General features: G+C 49.2%; 16 protein-coding genes. 13 read left to right on the forward strand and 3 right to left on the reverse strand.

The annotated features are described in order from the left end of the window. The 8 genes from ACTIE6_RS25910 to ACTIE6_RS25945 all read left to right on the forward strand — a co-directional run. On the forward strand, positions 1 to 883 hold an 883-nt coding region (locus ACTIE6_RS25910), incomplete at its 5' end, for an NAD-dependent epimerase/dehydratase family protein (protein WP_439559384.1). Positions 884 to 924: 41 nt separating this feature from the next. Continuing rightward, entirely contained in the window at positions 925 to 1986 is a 1062-nt protein-coding gene (locus tag ACTIE6_RS25915) for a dihydrodipicolinate synthase family protein (RefSeq protein ID WP_439559385.1), read from the forward strand. Between the two features lies 1 nt (position 1987). Further along, on the forward strand, positions 1988 to 3481 hold the full coding sequence (locus ACTIE6_RS25920; protein ID WP_439559386.1) for a PQQ-dependent sugar dehydrogenase: 1494 nt from the start codon (positions 1988 to 1990) through the stop codon (positions 3479 to 3481). A gap of 72 nt (positions 3482 to 3553) precedes the next feature. Beyond that, the gene (locus ACTIE6_RS25925) at positions 3554 to 6631 is read left to right on the forward strand and encodes a SusC/RagA family TonB-linked outer membrane protein (protein WP_439559387.1); all 3078 of its coding nucleotides are present in this window, start codon (positions 3554 to 3556) and stop codon (positions 6629 to 6631) included. Between the two features lie 12 nt (positions 6632 to 6643). Beyond that, positions 6644 to 8104, forward strand: a complete 1461-nt coding sequence (locus tag ACTIE6_RS25930; protein ID WP_439559388.1) for a RagB/SusD family nutrient uptake outer membrane protein — start codon at positions 6644 to 6646, stop codon at positions 8102 to 8104. Between the two features lie 76 nt (positions 8105 to 8180). Continuing rightward, positions 8181 to 9368 (forward strand): glycosyl hydrolase family 28 protein, encoded by a 1188-nt coding sequence (locus tag ACTIE6_RS25935; RefSeq protein ID WP_439559389.1) that lies wholly within the window; start codon positions 8181 to 8183, stop codon positions 9366 to 9368. Positions 9369 to 9408: 40 nt separating this feature from the next. Continuing rightward, positions 9409 to 9711, forward strand: coding sequence for a putative quinol monooxygenase (locus ACTIE6_RS25940; protein WP_439559390.1), 303 nt, complete (start codon positions 9409 to 9411; stop codon positions 9709 to 9711). Between the two features lie 91 nt (positions 9712 to 9802). Next, entirely contained in the window at positions 9803 to 10180 is a 378-nt protein-coding gene (locus ACTIE6_RS25945; RefSeq protein ID WP_439559391.1) for a hypothetical protein, read from the forward strand. A 107-nt stretch (positions 10181 to 10287) separates the two neighbouring features. On the opposite strand, the gene ACTIE6_RS25950 is transcribed toward ACTIE6_RS25945, so the two are convergent. Then, positions 10288 to 13281 carry a T9SS type A sorting domain-containing protein gene (locus ACTIE6_RS25950; RefSeq protein ID WP_439559392.1) on the reverse strand — a complete coding sequence of 998 codons (2994 nt, stop codon included), beginning with the start codon at positions 13279 to 13281 and terminating at the stop codon, positions 10288 to 10290. A gap of 210 nt (positions 13282 to 13491) precedes the next feature. Between ACTIE6_RS25950 and ACTIE6_RS25955 the strand changes: the two genes are divergently transcribed. From ACTIE6_RS25955 to ACTIE6_RS25965, 3 genes are all read left to right on the forward strand, one after another. Next, positions 13492 to 13923 carry a response regulator gene (locus tag ACTIE6_RS25955; RefSeq protein ID WP_439559393.1) on the forward strand — a complete coding sequence of 144 codons (432 nt, stop codon included), beginning with the start codon at positions 13492 to 13494 and terminating at the stop codon, positions 13921 to 13923. A gap of 103 nt (positions 13924 to 14026) precedes the next feature. Continuing rightward, positions 14027 to 14719, forward strand: a complete 693-nt coding sequence (locus tag ACTIE6_RS25960) for a GAF domain-containing protein (protein ID WP_439559394.1) — start codon at positions 14027 to 14029, stop codon at positions 14717 to 14719. A 51-nt stretch (positions 14720 to 14770) separates the two neighbouring features. Beyond that, entirely contained in the window at positions 14771 to 14908 is a 138-nt protein-coding gene (locus ACTIE6_RS25965; RefSeq protein ID WP_439559395.1) for a DUF2256 domain-containing protein, read from the forward strand. A 43-nt stretch (positions 14909 to 14951) separates the two neighbouring features. Here ACTIE6_RS25965 and ACTIE6_RS25970 read toward each other — a convergent pair whose 3' ends face one another. Continuing rightward, positions 14952 to 15353: a DUF2147 domain-containing protein gene (locus ACTIE6_RS25970; RefSeq protein ID WP_439559396.1), complete on the reverse strand. Its 402-nt coding sequence runs from the start codon at positions 15351 to 15353 to the stop codon at positions 14952 to 14954. Positions 15354 to 15676: 323 nt separating this feature from the next. On the opposite strand from ACTIE6_RS25970, the gene ACTIE6_RS25975 reads away from it, so the two are divergent. Both ACTIE6_RS25975 and ACTIE6_RS25980 read left to right on the forward strand, forming a co-directional pair. Then, the gene (locus ACTIE6_RS25975) at positions 15677 to 17761 is read left to right on the forward strand and encodes a sulfatase-like hydrolase/transferase (RefSeq protein ID WP_439559397.1); all 2085 of its coding nucleotides are present in this window, start codon (positions 15677 to 15679) and stop codon (positions 17759 to 17761) included. A 189-nt stretch (positions 17762 to 17950) separates the two neighbouring features. Further along, the gene (locus tag ACTIE6_RS25980) at positions 17951 to 18457 is read left to right on the forward strand and encodes a flavin reductase family protein (protein ID WP_439559398.1); all 507 of its coding nucleotides are present in this window, start codon (positions 17951 to 17953) and stop codon (positions 18455 to 18457) included. Between the two features lie 10 nt (positions 18458 to 18467). On the opposite strand, the gene ACTIE6_RS25985 is transcribed toward ACTIE6_RS25980, so the two are convergent. Next, on the reverse strand, positions 18468 to 18848 hold the full coding sequence (locus ACTIE6_RS25985; protein WP_439559399.1) for a YidH family protein: 381 nt from the start codon (positions 18846 to 18848) through the stop codon (positions 18468 to 18470). Positions 18849 to 18939 lie beyond the last annotated feature (91 nt).

Raw genomic sequence — 18939 nt, forward strand, 5'->3', positions numbered from 1 at the left:
TGCGAAACAGGCGATTGAACGCGCCGGTCTCGACAAGCGTGTGGTGGCAGTATCGCGTTTCAGCGAACCCGGCCTGACCGCGGAGCTGAATGCAGAAGGTATCGACACCATTTCTGCCAATATCCTGGATGATACCCAGTTGCACGACCTCCCTGAAATTGAAAATGTGCTGTACCTGGCTGGTACCAAGTTTGGTACCTCCAACAACGAGCCTTATACCTGGGCGATGAACACCTACCTGCCCGGCCGCGTAGCCGAGAAGTTCCGCAGGTCGCGCATTGTGGTGTATTCTACGGGCAATGTATATCCGTTTACGCCTGTGAACTCGGGCGGCGCTACCGAGGAGCTGCGAGCGAATCCGGTAGGGGAGTACGGACAGTCTTGTCTCGGCCGCGAGCGTTTGTTCCAATACTTTTCATCCGTTTACGGCACACCGCTTTTGATCTACCGCCTGAACTACGCCATTGATTTCCGGTACGGCGTACTGCTTGAAATTGCCAAATCGGTACTGAACGGAAAGCCGATCGACGTAAGTATGGGACATGTGAATGTAATCTGGCAGGGCGACGCCAATGAAATGGCGATCCGCTCGCTGCTGCATTGCGAGGCGCCCGCGAAGCTTTTGAACATCACCGGGCCCGAGACCGTTTCCCTCCGCTGGCTGGCATCGGAATTCGGACGTATATTCAATACCGAACCAACATTTTTAGGGGAGGAACAGCCCACTGCATTGCTGAGTAACGCTGCTGAATCATTCCGTTTATTCGGCTATCCGCGGACTACATTGAAAGAGATGATCGGCATTACTGCGCAGTGGCTTTTGGAAGGTGGCAAAACCATCAATAAGCCCACCCATTTCCAGGAAAGAAAAGGACAGTTTTAGGAAGAAAATAGAGTTGGTATATCAGTAAAATCGCATACAAAATGTTGAACGAACAGAAGAAAAAGCTGCTGTTTGAAGGAACGGTTATTCCGGCACACCCGCTTGCATTGACACGTGAGCTGCAACTGGATGAAGCCAGGCAGCGCGGATTGACGCGGTATTACATGGCCAGCGGCGCAGGTGGCGTGGCGATCGGCGTGCACACAACGCAGTTTGAGATCCGCGATCCGGAGATCAATTTGTTTGAAAAAGTACTCGCGATGACTGCGGAAGAAATCGACAAGGCGGAGCTGGACAGACCTTTTATCAAAGTAGCAGGTATCTGCGGCAAAACGGAGCAGGCGCTGAAAGAAGCGGATATAGCCCTTCAATACGGCTACGATCTCGGACTGGTGAGTATGGCCGCATTCAGGACAGAGCCTGAGGATGAGATTATCGCACACGTGAAAAAGGTAGCTGAGAAAATTCCCGTGTTCGGCTTCTATCTGCAGGTGGCAGTGGGAGGCAGGGTTTTCAGCTATGAATTCTGGCAAAAATTTGCAGAGATACCGAATGTGACTGCGATCAAAGTAGCTGCATTTAACCGGTACCAGACAATCGACGTGGTTCGCGCGGTCGCCTGCTCTTCGCGGAAAGATGAGATTGCATTGTATACCGGAAACGACGACAATATTGTGGCCGATTTGCTAACGCCGTTTGTGTTTGATGTGAATGGAGCGAAAGTCGAAAAGCGGTTTGTAGGTGGTTTGCTGGGACATTATGCCGTTTGGACAGAAAGGTCTGTGCAGTTATTGGCAGAAATTAAAAAAGCAGTCAACGGATCTGAGGAAGCCATCGCAAAGCTGCTCAGCGCCAATGTGGAAGTGACTGATATGAATGCGGCAATTTTCGACCCTGCAAACAACTTTCACGGTTGCATTACCGGCGTACACGAAGTGCTCAGAAGACAGGGACTCATGGAGGGAATCTGGACATTGAACCCCAAAGAAGACCTTTCACCTGGTCAGGCGGAGGAAATTACGAGGGTTACCAAAGCTTACCCGCATTTGGTTGATGATGAATTTGTAGGTGCATTTTTGGAGAAGGAAGTCAATCTGATCTAGTATGACAGCGGTGTATCGGCTAGCAGCAGGATTGATCCTGGCGGGCATGTGGCATTTCAGGAACTATCAGAATGTACCGCAGCGGGATGCATTTGTTGATACGCCATTGAAAGTTACCACCGTAGCTTCCGGTTTGAATGTACCCTGGGAAATGATCTGGGGGCCTGATGATCAGCTTTGGCTAACAGAACAAAGCGGCACGATCAGCCGGATAAACCCCAAAACAGGTGAGAAAACGCTGCTTTTGAAAATCGATGAAGTGTACCGGTACCGCTCGCTGGGATTGCTGGGAATGGCGATCCACCCTGATTTCAGGCGCAAACCGTTTGTGTTCGTTGATTATATGTGTAAAAAGGATTCGCTGATTACGACGAAGCTGGTGCGGTTTACCTACAAAAACAACAAGTTAACCGATCCGAAAACGCTGCTTGAAATTCCGGCGCACACGGGGCACAATGGTTCCAGACTCGTTTTTGCACCAGACGGAAAGCTGATGTTTGCGACCGGCGACGCGATCACGATTACAAATGCGCAGAATACGAAATCGCTGAATGGGAAAGTACTGCGCATGAACATGGACGGTACTGCACCGGCCGATAATCCCATCAAGGGAAGCCTGGTCTGGTCGTGGGGACACCGCAATATTCAGGGGCTGGTTTACGGGACAAATGGAATGTTGTACGCCTCCGAACACGGCGACGCGCTGGAAGACGAGCTGAATATCATTCAAAAAGGCGGCAATTACGGCTGGCCGAAAGTGGAAGGTTTTTGCGACCAACCTGCCGAGAAGCAGTTTTGTGATTCAGTAAAAATCATTGAACCCATTAAATCCTGGACACCGACGATTGCACCAGCTGGAATTGCTTTTTACAATAACAGCCTCTTCCCGGAATGGAAGAATGCCATTTTACTCACAACCCTGAAAGAAAGCGACCTTCGCATTCTCAAACTGGATAAAACGGGTAAAAAGATCGAATTGGAGACCATTGTACTCGACGCACAGTATGGCCGGCTGCGGGACATTTGTGTCGCGCCCGATGGGAGTATCTATGTTTCCACCAGTAACCGCGACTGGAACCCTGCCACAGGATTTCCCAAACCGGCAGACGATCAGATCCTGCGGATCACGCCCGGCAAAAAGGGAGATACCGAGCCGCAAACAGCTGCATTACCGGCGGTACCCCCGGGGCAGCGGCTGTATAACCAGTATTGCGCTTCTTGCCACAAACAAAATGGGGAAGGAGTAGCCGAAGTGTTTCCGCCGCTAAAAGGAACCGGGCAGGTAAAGGATAAGGAACAGCTTATCCAGATCATGCTCAAAGGCCTTTCGGGCAAAATAGAAGTGAATGGAAAATCTTACGACCAGCACATGCCGGCTATGGCGTTTCTGACGGATACCCAGCTGGCCGAGATAGCAACCTATGTACGACAAAGCTTTGGCAACCAGCTTGATGCAGTTACTGAGGGGGAAGTCAAGACCGTAAGGTCCCGGTGATTTTTTATATGAAGTACCCCGGGCACGTGCACGGGAAGGTTTTTTTCTGATAACCAATAAACCCAATTCCGTATGAACAGATTGAAATTCTACAAAAAATGGACATTGCCTGCTTTTTTGCTGGCGATGCTCCTGAGCATCACGGGCTACGCGCAAAATGCCGGAGACGTTTCCGGTATTGTTGTCGATAGTGTCGGCAATGTATCGCTGCCCGGTGTGAGCGTCGTGATCAAAGGTACCAGCAAAGGGGTTACCACCGATGCAGATGGTAAATACCGGATCCAGGCAGGCGCGGGTGATGTGCTTACCTTTTCGTTTATCGGCTACGAAAAAAACGAAGTGCCGGTAGGAAGCAAATCGGTGATCAATGTGACCATGCTCCAGAACAACACGGTACTCGACGAACTCGTGGTAGTGGGTTACGGAGCTGTTAAGAAAAGCTCGGTTACGGCGGCGGTATCCAAAGTGGAGAATACCGTTCTCGATCAGATTCCCGTAGGTAGGCCGGAGTCAGTACTGGCAGGGCGACTTGCGGGGGTGAATGTATCGCAAACCAATACTTCGCCGGGCAGCGCCCCTTTGATCAGGATCAGGGGAGCGAGTTCCATTGACGCAGGTAACGATCCATTGGTGGTGATCGACGGATTTCCGGGCGGTAGCCTGGGGAGCATCAGTACCAATGATATCGAATCCATTGAAGTGTTGAAAGATGCTTCGGCGGCGGCGATCTACGGTTCACGCGGTGCAGGCGGGGTGATTATTGTCACAACTAAAAAAGGGAAATCAGGCAAGGCAAAATTCAATTTCAATGCATACGCAGGTGTAGCTAGTCCGAAAAAGCATGGCGACTGGCTGGTAGGGCAGGAGTACTACGATTATGCAGTACGCTACCAAAACCGCGAATACGTGTGGATAGGCGGAGATCCTACTTTGCCAGTCTGGAACGATCCGCGCAGGCCCAATGCGTATCAGGTGAGTGATGTTTTGAAAAACGGCAACAATGTGGTTTGGGAAGATGAGGTACTCAGCAGCGCCACAGTGCAGAACTACAACCTTTCGGTAGGCGGTGGCACAGACCACGTGCGTTACTATGTATCAGGTACGCTGAAAGACGAGCAGGGAACTTTGAAAAACACCTGGTATAAAAACTACGGCGTGCGCGCCAATGTGGATGTGACCGTCAACTCGGTGGTGAGCCTGGGCTTTATGCTCAATCCCTCTTATTCAAAAAGGCGTTTCGCTTCTACCGACATTAACAACTATATCAAATTCCCAAGCTTTGTAGCGGTGCAAAACCCGGACGGTACTTATCCCAACTCTCGTTCTTACTGGGGCGCGGTGGTGAGCGGACAGGCCAATCCGATGGCGACGCTGGAAGGTTCGCATTACTACGGAACTACGGTCAACAACCTCGGCGAAGCATTTTTGAACCTGAACCTGGCGAAGGGTCTTTCATTACGTTCGTCGATCAGTACCAACCTGGCTTCTAACCAGACAGACCGTTTCCAGGCTTCCTGGGCGCAGAGCACCAACCTGAACTCGGGTTCACTGGCGCAGAGCAGCAGTTACAGCATCGCAAATGAGAACGTGTTGAGCTACAATACGACCTTCAAAGAAGTGCATACATTGAGCGCGATCGCTGGGGCTTCTTACCAGAAGTTCAATTCAAGTAATTCGAACATGGCGGCCGTGAACGGTTCATTTAACAACGACATTATCCGCACGCTCAACAATGCGATCATCAATCCTTCCGCTACCAATTCCACCAGGTCGCAATGGGGGCTGATCTCGTATTTCAGCAGGGTGAATTATGGTTTCAAAGACAAATACCTGCTATCTGCCTCTATCCGCACAGACGGTAGCTCGCGTTTCGGACCGGATAACAAATGGGGATACTTCCCGTCTGCCTCGGTAGCGTGGCGCGTGTCACAGGAGGAATTTATGAAGAGTCTTTCGGCAGTAAGTGAACTGAAACTTCGCGCAAGCTATGGTGCGACTGGTAACTTCAACATCGGCGATTTTGAATACCTTGGACAAATCGGCGACGTGTATTATGCACCCAATAACACCCTTACCAAAGGCCAGACGCAGGTTTCTTATGGTAATAACAGCCTGAGCTGGGAAAAAACGTCAAGCTACGACGTAGGTCTTGAATTAGGTTTGTTCAGAAACCGCATTAGTCTTGTTTTGGATTATTATGACAAGAAAACCAATGGTTTGCTTTACAATGTATCCATTCCTTCAATCACCGGTTTTACAAGTTCATTATCGAATGTGGGAACTGTGCGTAACAAAGGTTTCGAAGTAGAATTGACCACCAAAAACCTGACAGGCGCATTCAAATGGGAGACTTCGTTTAACATGGCGAAAAACGTCAACACGGTGGAAGATCTTGGCGGCGTGCAGGAGCGCATTACAACAGACACGTACGGAATGGGCTGGATCCTGCGACTGGGTCAGCCGATGTTTTCTTACTATGGCTATAAGGTGATAGGTGTGCTGCAAAACCAAGAGGAAGTAAACAATTCGCCGGTATTGTCAGGCTCCAAGCCGGGTAACCCCAAATACCAGGATGTAGACGGCGACGGCAAGATCACTTCCGCCGACAAGGTGATACTTGGCAATTTCCAGCCCAAAGCCTACTTCGGTCTGATCAACAATTTTGCTTGGAAAAGCTTCGATTTGAGCATTGCGATGCAAGCTTCGGTAGGCGCCAAGATCTACAATTTTGAAAATGAATATTACGAAGGTGCATTGCTGGGTGCTATGAGAAGGCCGCTTGTGGAAAGACAATGGTGGTCGCAAACGGAAACTGGAAATGGCATTACGCCAGGCAGCTCGCTGAGCCAGCTTACCTACCAGTCTTCCTCTTCTGCCTACATTGAAGACGCTTCTTTCCTGGCTGTGCGTAACATCAACCTGGGTTATACCCTTCCGCTGGACCTGGTACAAAAAGCGCATTTGTCCAATTTCAGGATCTATGCTTCGCTGGCCAATCCATTCATGTTTACCAAAAAGGAATTCCACGGCTACAATCCAGAAGGATATACGGGTGGTGAAATTGCAGGAACAGGCAGCAAGCCGGGTTTCAACAATGGCGCTGCACCGATCAACCGGGTGTACACGCTGGGTATCAACTTCAATTTTTAATCTGAACCGACCATGCAAATCAGAAATAACCTCATAAAATGCTTTGCTGCACTGGCTTTGGGATTGACCAGCTGCGAAGACAAGCTACTTAACCCGACGCCCGAATCGGTATTGACTGCCAATAACTTTTACAAAACTGCCAACGATATCAACCAGGCGGTACTGGGAATTTACAACAACCTGCAAAGCCGCCGCGCGTCTGATTACCTGCTCATGGAAGTGCCGAGCGACAACTTGTACATGTCGACCAACACGACGATTGCAGGTTCCAACGATGTCGATTTCCTGACATTGAACTCGGATAATGCATTGACAGCCGCATTCTGGAACTCGACTTACAACGGAATCTTCCGCGCGAATTCGGTATTGATGAACATCGATAACCCTACGAATTATGCTGCGGGTGCCAAAGACCAGTATACCGGCGAAGCCAAATTCATGCGTGCGCTGTACTATTTTGACCTGGTGCGCATATTTGGCGGCGTGCCGAAGGTAACCGAGAAAATCTCGATACCGGAAGCAGCTGCATTGCCGAAAGCAAGCGAAGAGGAAATTTATGCACAAATCATCGCCGATCTGACCGACGCTGCGGCCAAGCTGCCATTGCGCAATGCGATTGCGACAGGGCGCGCGAGCAGGGGAGCAGCAGTGGGGATGCTGGGCAAGGTATATGTGTACCGGAAAGATTATGCCAATGCAAAAACGCAGTTTGAAAAGCTGATTAAGGATTTTGACTATGCACTGGTCAACGATTTTGCCTCGCTCTTTCAGCTGGCCACCGAGGACAACAGCGAAGTGCTTTTTACGGTAAAATACATTGACGGTACAAACGGGCACGGCTTATCGACCAATTACGCACCCAATGGCGGGATCGTAGGCGTGACCGACCGCGGCGCCGAAACCTCACTGCCTTCGTGGAGCCTGATGAAGAAATATGAAGAGGGAGACAAGCGTAAAGCGGCTACGATCCAGGAGTGGTGGGTATCGCCCGCGCAGCCCAATGCACCGGCGATCTGGTATCCTTACGTGAGCAAATATGCCGTGAAGCATTCCTATGGCGCTTCGGGGATTGATATTCCTGTGCTGCGCTTTGCCGATGTGGTGCTGCTTTACGCAGAAACGCTGAATGCACTGGGTGACAAAGCGGGTGCATTGGCCCAGCTTAACCGCGTGCGTCAGCGTGCATTTGGCAATGCAACGCACAATTATAAAGGTACCGAGGCAACGGACTTGATGGACCTGATCCTGCTGGAACGCCAGCTGGAACTGGCTTACGAGCACGAGCGCTGGTTTGACCTGGTACGCACCGGCAAATTCACCACGGTGATGAAGCAGGAAGAAAGGCTGTACAACTATGCTTCCAAAAGTCCGGTGGTGGTGAATCTCGCCCCGCAGGCTTATATGAGCGTATACCCGATCCCGCAGGCGCAAATCGACTTGTCGTCGGGTTTGAAACAAAATAACGGATACTAGTAGCTGTGAACCCAAGCGGCCTGCGCCTCAAAAACGTCAGGCCGCTTTTTCATTTTCATACCAAACGATTTACGCATTGAAGTACTTATTTGCATTCATCACCTGCATTCTGATTAATTCCAGTGCATTTTCGCAAAAGGATGCGACCAAAATCCTGCAAAACGGCATTGACAAAGCAGCCAGAAACGGCACGAACCGCTTTGAGATCCCCGCAGGGCATTACCTCATTTCTGCGCCGCTGCTGATCCCGTCCAACTTCACACTGATCGCCGATCAGAAAGCATATATCGAGCTGAAAAAATCCTGCAATCAGTACCTGCTGCGAAACAGGGATATTGTGAATGGGAATGAGAATATCAAAGTACTGGGCGGCAAATGGAATGGCAATGCATTTACACAAACACGCACAATCCGGGATAGAGTCAACAATTCAGATTTCTGTTTCGGGATGTTCTTTTATAAAGTCAAAAACCTGGAAGTAGGCAATATGCAGATTGACAGTACGCGCAGCTGGGGCATCGCTTATATGGAATGCGACGATGTGCATGTGCACGATGTGCGCTTCCAGCAAAATCCTTTCCGGGACAGTAAACATACCAGTGCATTGACCCACAATGGCGACGGCGTGACCGGCGGGGGCAACAATGTCCGGATCGAAAACATCTCAGGATTTACAAACGACGACCTGATTGCATTTGCTTCCGGCGGTGCCAGCTTCCAGGGTAAAATGTCGCCATTTCCGGCGCGGGATTACAGCAATGTAACGGTCAGGAATATTTTTCCCGAAATGATTTACGATTCCATTCCATCTTTGAAAGGCGTGGCATTTTATACATTTGAAAACACGCGGGTATCCAATGTGGTCATTGAGAATGTGAAGGGGAACACTGCGATGGCGTCTGTGCTGTTTTACAGCTTGTTTGATAAAAAAGGGAGTTTTTCTAATGTGAAGGTCTCCAATGTGGAGGGTACCAATGTATACAGTCGCGCGAGCCAACGCAACTTACCCCAAACTTATGCGGTACTGGCATTCAAAAATTCAGATTTTGACAAACTGACAATCAGTAATGTGAAACGTACCGAAACGCGGTATTCCAATCCTACTTTTGGCTTTGACAAAGAAACGTCGGTGAAGAACCTTGAAATCAAAAACGTGAAGATCACACACAAAGGCATTCCCGGAGAAATGTTCCTGAGTGCATCCCGGGCGGATTTAGGCAATATTTCTATTTCCGGTGTTGAAGTGGAGCGATCGGGGTTGTAAATTACCGGCGGTGTACAATCAACTTTTAAAACGATCATTCATGTACCTGTTACACGGAAAATTAACTGCAAAGCCAGGGCACGCAGATGAACTTGCGGGCATTTTGTTGGAAGCATCTGAACTTGTCTCTGATGCAAAAGGATGCAAGCTCTATGTGATTGGAAAAGATGCAGCCGAACTGAACGCGGTTTATGTTACCGAAATCTGGGACAGTAAGGAAGATCATGACAATTCACTTAAACATGATCAGGTAAGAGCGCTGATATCGCGGGCAATGCCAATCCTGGACGGAGCGCCAAGTAAGGGGCAAGAGCTGGAAATCCTGGGTGGGGCAGGCGTGTAACTGGCTTAGTTCAGCAGCGCTTCCAACTGTTAGCTTGCAGATTTTGTCTCTTCCGGGCAACTACAATACTCACTTAACCCGGAAGAGCGATATGACAATCAGAACACTTGCATTCGAATTAACCTTTTGTATTGCGGCTTCGCTGCACGGTTGCTCCAAAAACGAGCCCGCTGTGAATTGCACCGAAGAATTCAGAGCCGTAACGCTGCTGGTGCCCGGCGATTCGCTGACAACCGCATATACCGTCAGATTATCTAATTCCGACACAATCCGCTATTCGCAGCGCTGGGGGCTGGGAGGTAATTACTACATTGTTCTTGACGACAACTACCAGCCAAAATTGAGCGGGGGCGTGGACAACTTCCGGTTCATCGGCGAGCGGGCAGGTAAGGTGGTTGTAAAGGAGGATTATGTCATCAAAGCCGATCAATGCCACATTCAGAAAATTAGCGGCAAAACGGAGCTTTGATTGCGATGTAAAATTTTTGCAGTTGCTATTCTGTTATTCAGGAATCAAGCTTCAAATGCGGTTTTTAATCCTATTCAGCCGCATTTGAAGCTTGATAACTATTTTCCTTAACGCGCGAGTTTGATGAATTTTCTCACCTCGTTCTTACCCTGCCCATTCAGCATCTGGATTGTGTAAATTCCCGCAGGGAGCTTCGCAATTTCCAGCGTGGAAGGTTCTTCGAAAAAAGTCATGTTTTTAGAAAGGACCATTTCGCCTGCTGCATTGTAAACCTGCACCTTGCCCGAAGTGACCGTTTTCTCTACCTCAACGGTCAGCTGGTCAGCTACCGGATTCGGATAAACCAGGAATTCACTCAATCCGCCCATATCTACGTTACGAATGCTGCTGAATGCATATGTATCGTCCAGGTCGATGATCTTCAAACGGTAGAAATTTTGACCCCTGGAAGGTTTAACGTGCACGAAGTCATATTTTTTTAATTCAAAACTCTCCCTACTCGCCTGCACCTGACCGATCGTTACCCACGACCGACCTTCATTCCGGCTGTGCTGAATTTCGAAACGGCCGCTGTTGATCTCGCTGCTGGTTGACCAGCGGAGCTGCACAGAAGCCTCCTGCTTCGCGGCCGAGAAGTCAACCAATGTAACGGGAAGACTTGCGCAGGCCGTTTTCACTTCCTCTTCTGAGTTGCAACCTGTTGCATTACCATAGAAGACAGCCGCTCCCGGTACATTATTTTGCAGATAGGCACATATCCCAATTACCGCGCAGGTACTCAGTTCAGTATTGTCTGTCACCGCCAGCGTGTTTCCAATGGAGGTTAGTGCGCTCAAACCGCTAAGGCTCGAAAGTACCACATTGGATTCCAGGGTAAAATAACCGCCGATCTGGGTCAAACCGCTCAGTCCGTTAAGGGAGGTAAGCGCCTTGTTTCCTCCGATAGTAAGATCGTTGAGCACCGTACCCAAACTTTCCAGGCCGGAAAGATCTGTCAATGCGTCGTTCAGAATGATTTCCATATCACTGACGCTCTCAAACTTTCCGATACCTTCCAGGCTGGACAAAACAGGGTTACCAACGATAGACAAAGTACCATAAGGCCCGATCGCTTCCAGGTTGCTCAGGCCCTGGACGCTCGTCAATGCACTGTCACCGAAAATGACCAACCCGCCTTCAATTCCTTTTAACCCAGAAAGGTCGTCGACGTTGGTCAGCGCTTTGTTGTTGGCCAGTATTAAGCTCACATCACCTAACCCGCCGATCTGGGTAAGTCCATTCAAACCTTTCAGACTGGTCAGTGCCGGATTATTCAGAATGGCGAGCTGTCCTCCGACAGTCTGCAATCCTTCAAGACCTTGCAGGTCGACCAATGCGCTGTCGCCTACAATAAATAATACGCCGGTTGTGGTAAGCTTCGACAGGCTGGTAATATCTGTTAAAGCCCTGTTATCCGCGAGTGCGAGTCCAAGAGGTATTTGCGTGACATTATCGAGTCCTTTCAAGCTGGTCAGTTTTCTATTGCCAAGAATCAGCATGTTATCAACCGATGTAACTGCTTCCAAACCTTCCAAAGTGGACAGGTTAGGGTTGTTTTCAATGTCGATGTAGCTCATTGTCGGAGATACTGTCAGGCCTGACAAATCTATCAGCGACTCGTTTTCCAGGATATTCAGGTTGACTACATCGGTGATGGTACCTAATCCGTTTAAATTGACAAGCAGCTTGTTATAGCTGATCCGGATGTACGGGGCAGAGGTGAGTGTTAATCCATTGAGCGAGGTTAATGCATCATTTCCATCAATGGAAAGTTCGCCGACGGAAGTGATCTGGCCAAGCCCGTTCAGGCTTGTCAATGACAGGTTATCCTCAATGTTAAGTGAGCCAACAACCTGGGTAACACCTGACAGGGGTAACAGATCGGCTAGCAAATCATTGTCTTCAATATTAACATCCCCATTGTACACCGTAATACCTTCAATACCTGTAAGCGATGTGAGCACCGGGTTATCATCAATTTCAATGGAATTCAATGAAGTAAGATTGGACAGCTCCTGAATGCTGGCCAATAGATCATTGTTTGAAAGTTCAATTTCATCGCCTACTGTCGTGAGGTTTTGCAATCCCTGCAGATTCGTAATCAGCGGGAGATCGTTAATGTAAATGTTGCCTGCACTGGTCAATGAAGAAAGGTTACTTAATGTGGTCAATGCCGGGAGATCGTCCAGATCCAGATCCGCGCCGACACCCGTCAATGCATCCAGACCGGCGAGGGTGGTCAGAGATGGATTGGCATAGATATTCAATTCGCCATTAACGTAAGTAATGCCCGAAAGCGCCTGAATGCTGGTCAGCAAGTCATTGTCGCTCACCTGAAGCGTCCCGCCGATGGACGTGAGGTTTTCCAGACCCGCCAAACTCGTCAGCGAAGAATCCTCCTCTATATAGAGATCGCCGGCAATGCTCGTGAGCGCCGTAAGTCCTGAGATCGACGTCATCAATTTGTTATTGATGATCGCGAGATGGCCGCCGACGCTTGTGAGGTTGGTCAGGCCAAGCAGGTCAGTAAGTGCGGGGTTGTTTTGGATCAGGATCTTTTCATTGGTGCTGGTAAGTGCCATACTTCCCAGCGTAGTCAGTGCAGGGTTCTTGTCAATGGTCGTAATGCCGCCGATTGTCTGCACATTACCCAGCCCGGCGAGGGTTGTGAGCGAAGTATTGTTCTGCACCAGGTATTCCCCCGGGATCGCCGTGATGCCAGCCAGGGCGCTTACTTCGATCAGATTCAAATTGTCATAAATCTGAATGTCCGTTCCGACACTCACAAGATTTTCCAAGCCGGCCAGCGTAGTCAGCTCCGCGTTGTAGCTGATGACGAGCGCCGTCCCAATGGAGGTAATCCCGCTCAATGGCGTAAGGTCTGTAATTGGTGATCCAAATCCCCCTCCGATAACAATGTAGTTCGGTATTGCAGTACATCCGGGATAGTCGGTGGGGAAGTCGTTAACCGAAGCTTGGCCCTGGAGGATCACTTCGCTGGGGCATTGTGCGTAAGAAGCAAACGGAAGCAAGAACGCAATGAAGCAGTAGAGTTTTTTCATGAAAACAGTTGAGTATGAATTAATTTTAGAAAAGTACAAAACAATCCCCAGATAAGTCAGAATTATTTGGCCGGCGCAGTTTAGTCACTACCGTGAGCGGGAATTGTATCAATTGTAGTTGGGGAACAAAGACTGTGAATTCGTAGCGGGCAGGTTCTACATTGTTCCCTGGCGCGATTTTTTCTTTTATAAATTAAACTTCATATAAACATGCAAAACGGATCTATTCTGTACGTCGGGGGAGATGACGACGACAGATACCTGGTGGCAGATGCACTTAAAGACAATGGCTGCTCCAATCAGGTAATTAATTTCGACAACGGCCAGGCGCTGATCGATTATCTTCGTTCTACAACTGAAAGGCCATTTATTATACTCTGCGATCTGCACTTGCCGCAGATGTCGGGCCTGGAACTAAAAGAGCTCATTAACTCGGATGAGACGCTCAAAAGGCGTTCAATACCATTTATCTTTCTTTCGGACGCGGTACATCCCCGCGATGTTGAAGATGCGTATATGTCCCTGGTTCAGGGATTTTATCTCAAAGCAAAAACCTATGAAGGTCTTAAAGACCAGCTGGGTGCAATTTGCGACTATTGGGAAAGAGCCACCTTACCCGGCGAGCGCACAAGCTCCAACTGAGAAAAACAGGCTAATTGAAGTAATACAGGCACTCGGCTGTTCTTTTCCGAAACGCTTCACGAAAAGTTTCAGATCTTGCATCGAATCCAGAAAATGATTGAAAATGGCAGAGCAGGAAAGGTTAAATGCATTGAGAGGCTATGATATCCTTGATACACTGCATGAGAAGGAGTATGACGATATCACAGAATTAGCATCGGAAATCTGCCAGACGCCCATTTCCCTTATCAGTCTGATAGACGATTCGAGGCAATGGTTCAAATCCAATTTTGGATTGTCGGTGCGGGAAACACCGCGGGAATACGCTTTTTGTACGCACACGATCCAGAATCCCTCGCAGGTTTTCATCGTGCCCGATTCGCGCAATGATGTCCGGTTTTCAGCCAACCCCCTGGTCACAGGGTACCCGAATGTGATCTTTTATGCCGGGGCACCGCTGATAGACAGCCGGGGCTTCGCACTGGGTTCGCTTTGCGTGATCGACAACCAGCCCCGGGAGCTGACTGATAAGCAGATATCAGCTTTGCAGGTACTTGCGCGGCACGTGGTCAATCTGATTGAGCTCAAAAAAGCAGACCGCGCGATGAAGGCCATGCATAAAGCATTGACGGAAAGAAATAATGATATTGAGCGGGTGCATTTGTTACTTCGTGACCGTTTTTGTCAGGACCTGGAAGTAGCAGTAGGAACATTGCAGAATGCGCATTCCAGCATGGTTGTTGCCGATAACACCCACAAGTACATTGAAATCTCATCAACACTGAAAGAGATGCGTACTTTGCTTGAAAAGCTTTAAACGCCGGCCCCACGGATTAATAAACAAAAAGTACCTCTAATTGCCGGAAATATGGCCATGACCAAAAAACAGGACCTTCCGCAAAAAATCTGCGTGGTTTGCGGAAGGCCTTTTACCTGGCGTAAAAAGTGGGAGAAGGTGTGGGACGAAGTCAAATATTGCAGTGAAAAATGCCGCCGATCCAAATAGTCCCTTCGATAAAATCATTTGTTATCCAGGCGGCTGAACTTCTCTAATTAGCCCGCGTCCAGTACATTGATTTTCCGAATGTAGGCATACCTACCCAGCCGCGCACTTCCAGCTTGCCGTCGCTTCCCACTTTCAGCCTGCCACTGTACCATTTGTTATTGCGGGGATCAAAGATCTTTCCGCCTTCCAGTGTATGTTGATCAGTGACCGTAAAGTCTTTAAAAATCATAGCCCCAACTTCCCCATTCTTGATTGCCTTGGAAGGGTCTTTGATCCACGTGATTGTACCACAAAATTTGTTGCCACAGGGCGCAATAGTGACTTTGGAGGTTGTGCGTCCGGGATACCAGCTGCCTTCGGTAATGTGTTTAGCTTCCGGGTTCATGGACATCAAAACAGTACTGGTCAGTATAATGAGGGAATACAAAATTCGGGTACGCATCATGGAAGTTAAGTGTTAGTACGAAAGTGGAATAACCAGCTATTTGGTTAACAAAAATTCTATACCTGATAAACGTTCTTCTTAAGTAAACGGAGGCGATGGAGGTCATGTAAGTTTTACTTGTACCAGAAATTGCCGGATGAGTTAGGTAAGCTGCCTGAATGCGGATATGACAAACTACCTGCGAAAAGTATAAGAAAACCATTCTTTCAACCCGCAGCGCCACTATCTTTGGCTATTCCAACCACCCGTTACAAATTAACCTGAGCCGCGACCAGATCCTGAACTGTGACCGGTAAAAACAAAGTATCATGAATGTATTTAAAATGAGATCAGCGGTAAGCAAATGTCTGCTCGCGCTCGCTGTGCTGGCGGTGCTGCCTGCTGATGCACAAAAGAAGAAGGTGGCCAAGCCAAATATTATTTTTATTCTGGTGGATGATATGGGCTGGGGTGATGTGGGGGCTTTTTGGCAAAACCAGCGCAACAAAAAGAACGACCGCAGCGAACCCTGGCAGTTTACACCCAGTCTGGACGCGATGGCAAAAGGTGGCGCGATGCTCACAAACCATTACTGCGCCGCGCCGGTGTGCGCTCCTTCGCGGGCGTCGATCCTGCTTGGGGTAAGTCAGGGGCACGCGAATGTGCGTGATAACCAGTTTGACAAGGAACTGCAGAACACATTCACGATCGGGAATGTGTTGCAAAAAGCAGGTTACAAAACGGGGCTGGTCGGGAAATGGGGACTGCAAGGCTTGAAAGCCACCGAGCCCGAGTGGCCTGCCCACCCGCTAAACCGCGGTTTTGACTATTCCTATGCTTACATCAAGCACGCAGACGGTCACGAACATTATCCCAAAGAGGGAATTTACCGGGGCAAAAAGAAGGTTTGGGAAAATAAAACCGAAGTTTCCGACGGGCTGGATAAATGCTTTACAACCGACCTTTGGACCGCAGCCGCCAAGAACTGGATTGTCAAAGAAACAAATTCGGGCAAAAAGGATCAGCCGTTTTTCCTGTATCTCGCCTACGATGTACCGCACGCCGTGCTGGAACTTCCGACGCAGCCATATCCTGCGGGCGGCGGATTGAAGGGTGGACTGCAATGGGTGGGAACGCCGGGCAAGATGATCAATACTGCCAGCGGCACACCCGATTCGTACATGCACCCCGATTATGCCAATGCAACTTACGATGATGATAAGAATCCCTCGACCCCGGAGAAACCCTGGCCTGATACTTACAAACGCTACGCGACGCTCTGCCGGCGGATTGACGATGGTGTCGGCGATATTTTCAGGTTGCTGAAAGATTTGAAAATCGATGAGAATACCATGGTCGTATTTACTTCGGACAATGGGCCTTCGATCGAATCGTATCTTCCCAAAGAGTATGTGGATTACAGTCCCGAATTCTTCAACAGTTTTGGTCCTTTCGACGGGATCAAGCGGGATGTTTGGGAAGGTGGTGTGCGGGTTCCTACCATCGTGAGCTGGCCCGGGCAGATCCCGGCCAACCAGGTGATCGATACCCCAAGTGCCTCCCACGATTGGCTCTCCACCTTTGCCGACGCAGCCCACATACCCGCGCCCGAGCGCGTGGACGGCGTAACCCTATTGCCGCATCTGACAGGAAAAGGCACGAAAAATGAAAGCCTTATTTACATTGAATACAGCCAGAATGGCAAAACGCCCGACTTCGAAGAATTCTCTGCCAACCACCGATCGCGGCAGCGAAACCAGATGCAGAAGATCCGGAAAGGCGACTATGCAGGCGTAAGGTACGGGATCAAATCGGCAGAGGATGATTTTGAAATTTACAATGTCGTGAAAGACCCTCAGGAAACGAGTAACCTCGCGTCGGATCCGGCATTTAAGCAAATGCAGCAGGACTTTAAAGCACAGGTACTGCAGGTCAGGCGACCCGATGAAGAGGCGCCCCGCCCGTACGACAATGCGCTGATCCCGCCTGTGTCGCAGAAAGGAACAAAGCAGGGTTTGAAGTACAGGGTTTATGAAGGCGACTTTCCGTGGATCGCGGATTTGAAAAACACAAAGCCTGCCCGCGAGGGTACCCTTTCTTCTCTGGACTTCTCTGAATTGAAGACGAAAAAGGGGTTGATTGTAGTTGAAGGTTTGATGCATATTGAGAAAGACGGCACTTACGAAATGGCGATGTCTGCAAGCAGTGGCTTTTTGCTGAAACTGCATCAGGCAAATGTACTGGATGGAAGTTTCGAAGCCCGGAAAGAGCAGCGGGTTACAGGCTCCGTTCATTTGAAAGCAGGCGACCATCCTGTCAGGATCTTCTACCAATTCAAGGAGGGTGTGAATCCGAAGCTTTCGCTGGAATGCTCATTGGCAGGAAGTAACGGCAGTTCTGCGCCGGTTGAGTCACTTTTCCGTCATTAACCGAGCTATTTTATGAAATCACTTCAATAGCATTTTTCAAAACAAACACATTTACATGGAACACCTTAACCGCGAGCAGATTGACGGAATGGAGAAATTTTACCGTATCAATTTGATCACAGTCTTGTAGGATTTAAATCGCTGAACCTGCTGGGCACGGCGGGTGAAGATAAAGTAACGAACCTTTGTGTGATCAGTTCGGCATTTCACCTCGGCGCAAATCCGCCGCTCGTCGGCCTGGTTATGCGGCCCCAGCGGGAGCACAATGATACTTTAAAAAATATCAGGGCTACCGGCGAATATACATTAAACAATGTGCTGCCTGACTGGTACAAACAAGCGCATCAGACAAGTGCTAGCTATCCTTCCGGAACTTCGGAATTTGACGCCTGCGGGTTTGAACCTTATTATTCCGAAGGCTTTTCGGCTCCATTCGTCAAACAATCGACCGTGCGCATTGGTCTGAAACTACGGCAGATGATGGACGTTGAGCTGAATGGTACCACCATCGTAATTGGTGAAATTGTGCGGATTGTTGCGGAAGATGCACTAGTAGGGGAGGACGGAACGATCGATCACGCGAAAGCAGCTACCATGACTGTTGCCGGACTGGACGCCTATTTCAGGCCTCAGCCCTTAGGCAGGCTCGCTTACGCCAAGCCGGGAACCGAGCCCAGGGAAATATCTATGCATTAAATTGGAGCAACTATATACTCTGCATCAGATACCAGATCAACAGCATGCTGATCACGAAAATAACAGCAGTAAGCAGTTTTACGAGGAGCGTGGAGTGATAGTACTGCCCGGCTTCAAGCTGGCGTTTGGTGTCGATGTACCTGATGTAGGAGAATAGTGTTGTAAGTGCGCCCATTCCTACCAGCAAAATCCCTATTACGGGAGAGTAGCCCGTGGAAGGTACCTCCGCTTTGTGACCCAGTACGGCTGTGATCTGCCGGACGAAAAGTGAAAATTTCACGACCACAAACCCAAACCCCATGATACCAATGCTGGTTCGTACCCAGGCGAGGTAGGTACGCTCATTGGCGAGGTGGTCGTTTGGATTATGTTTTTTAGATTGTTGCTCCATTGTTCAAGATTTTTCACAAACCGCTAATATAGCCGCTCTTACAATCGATTGCTATCAACAGGTAACTCCTGCGGCTTTGCGCGGCTTACAT

This window comes from Dyadobacter sp. (assembly GCF_051859145.1).
GTDB lineage: Bacteria > Bacteroidota > Bacteroidia > Cytophagales > Spirosomataceae > Dyadobacter.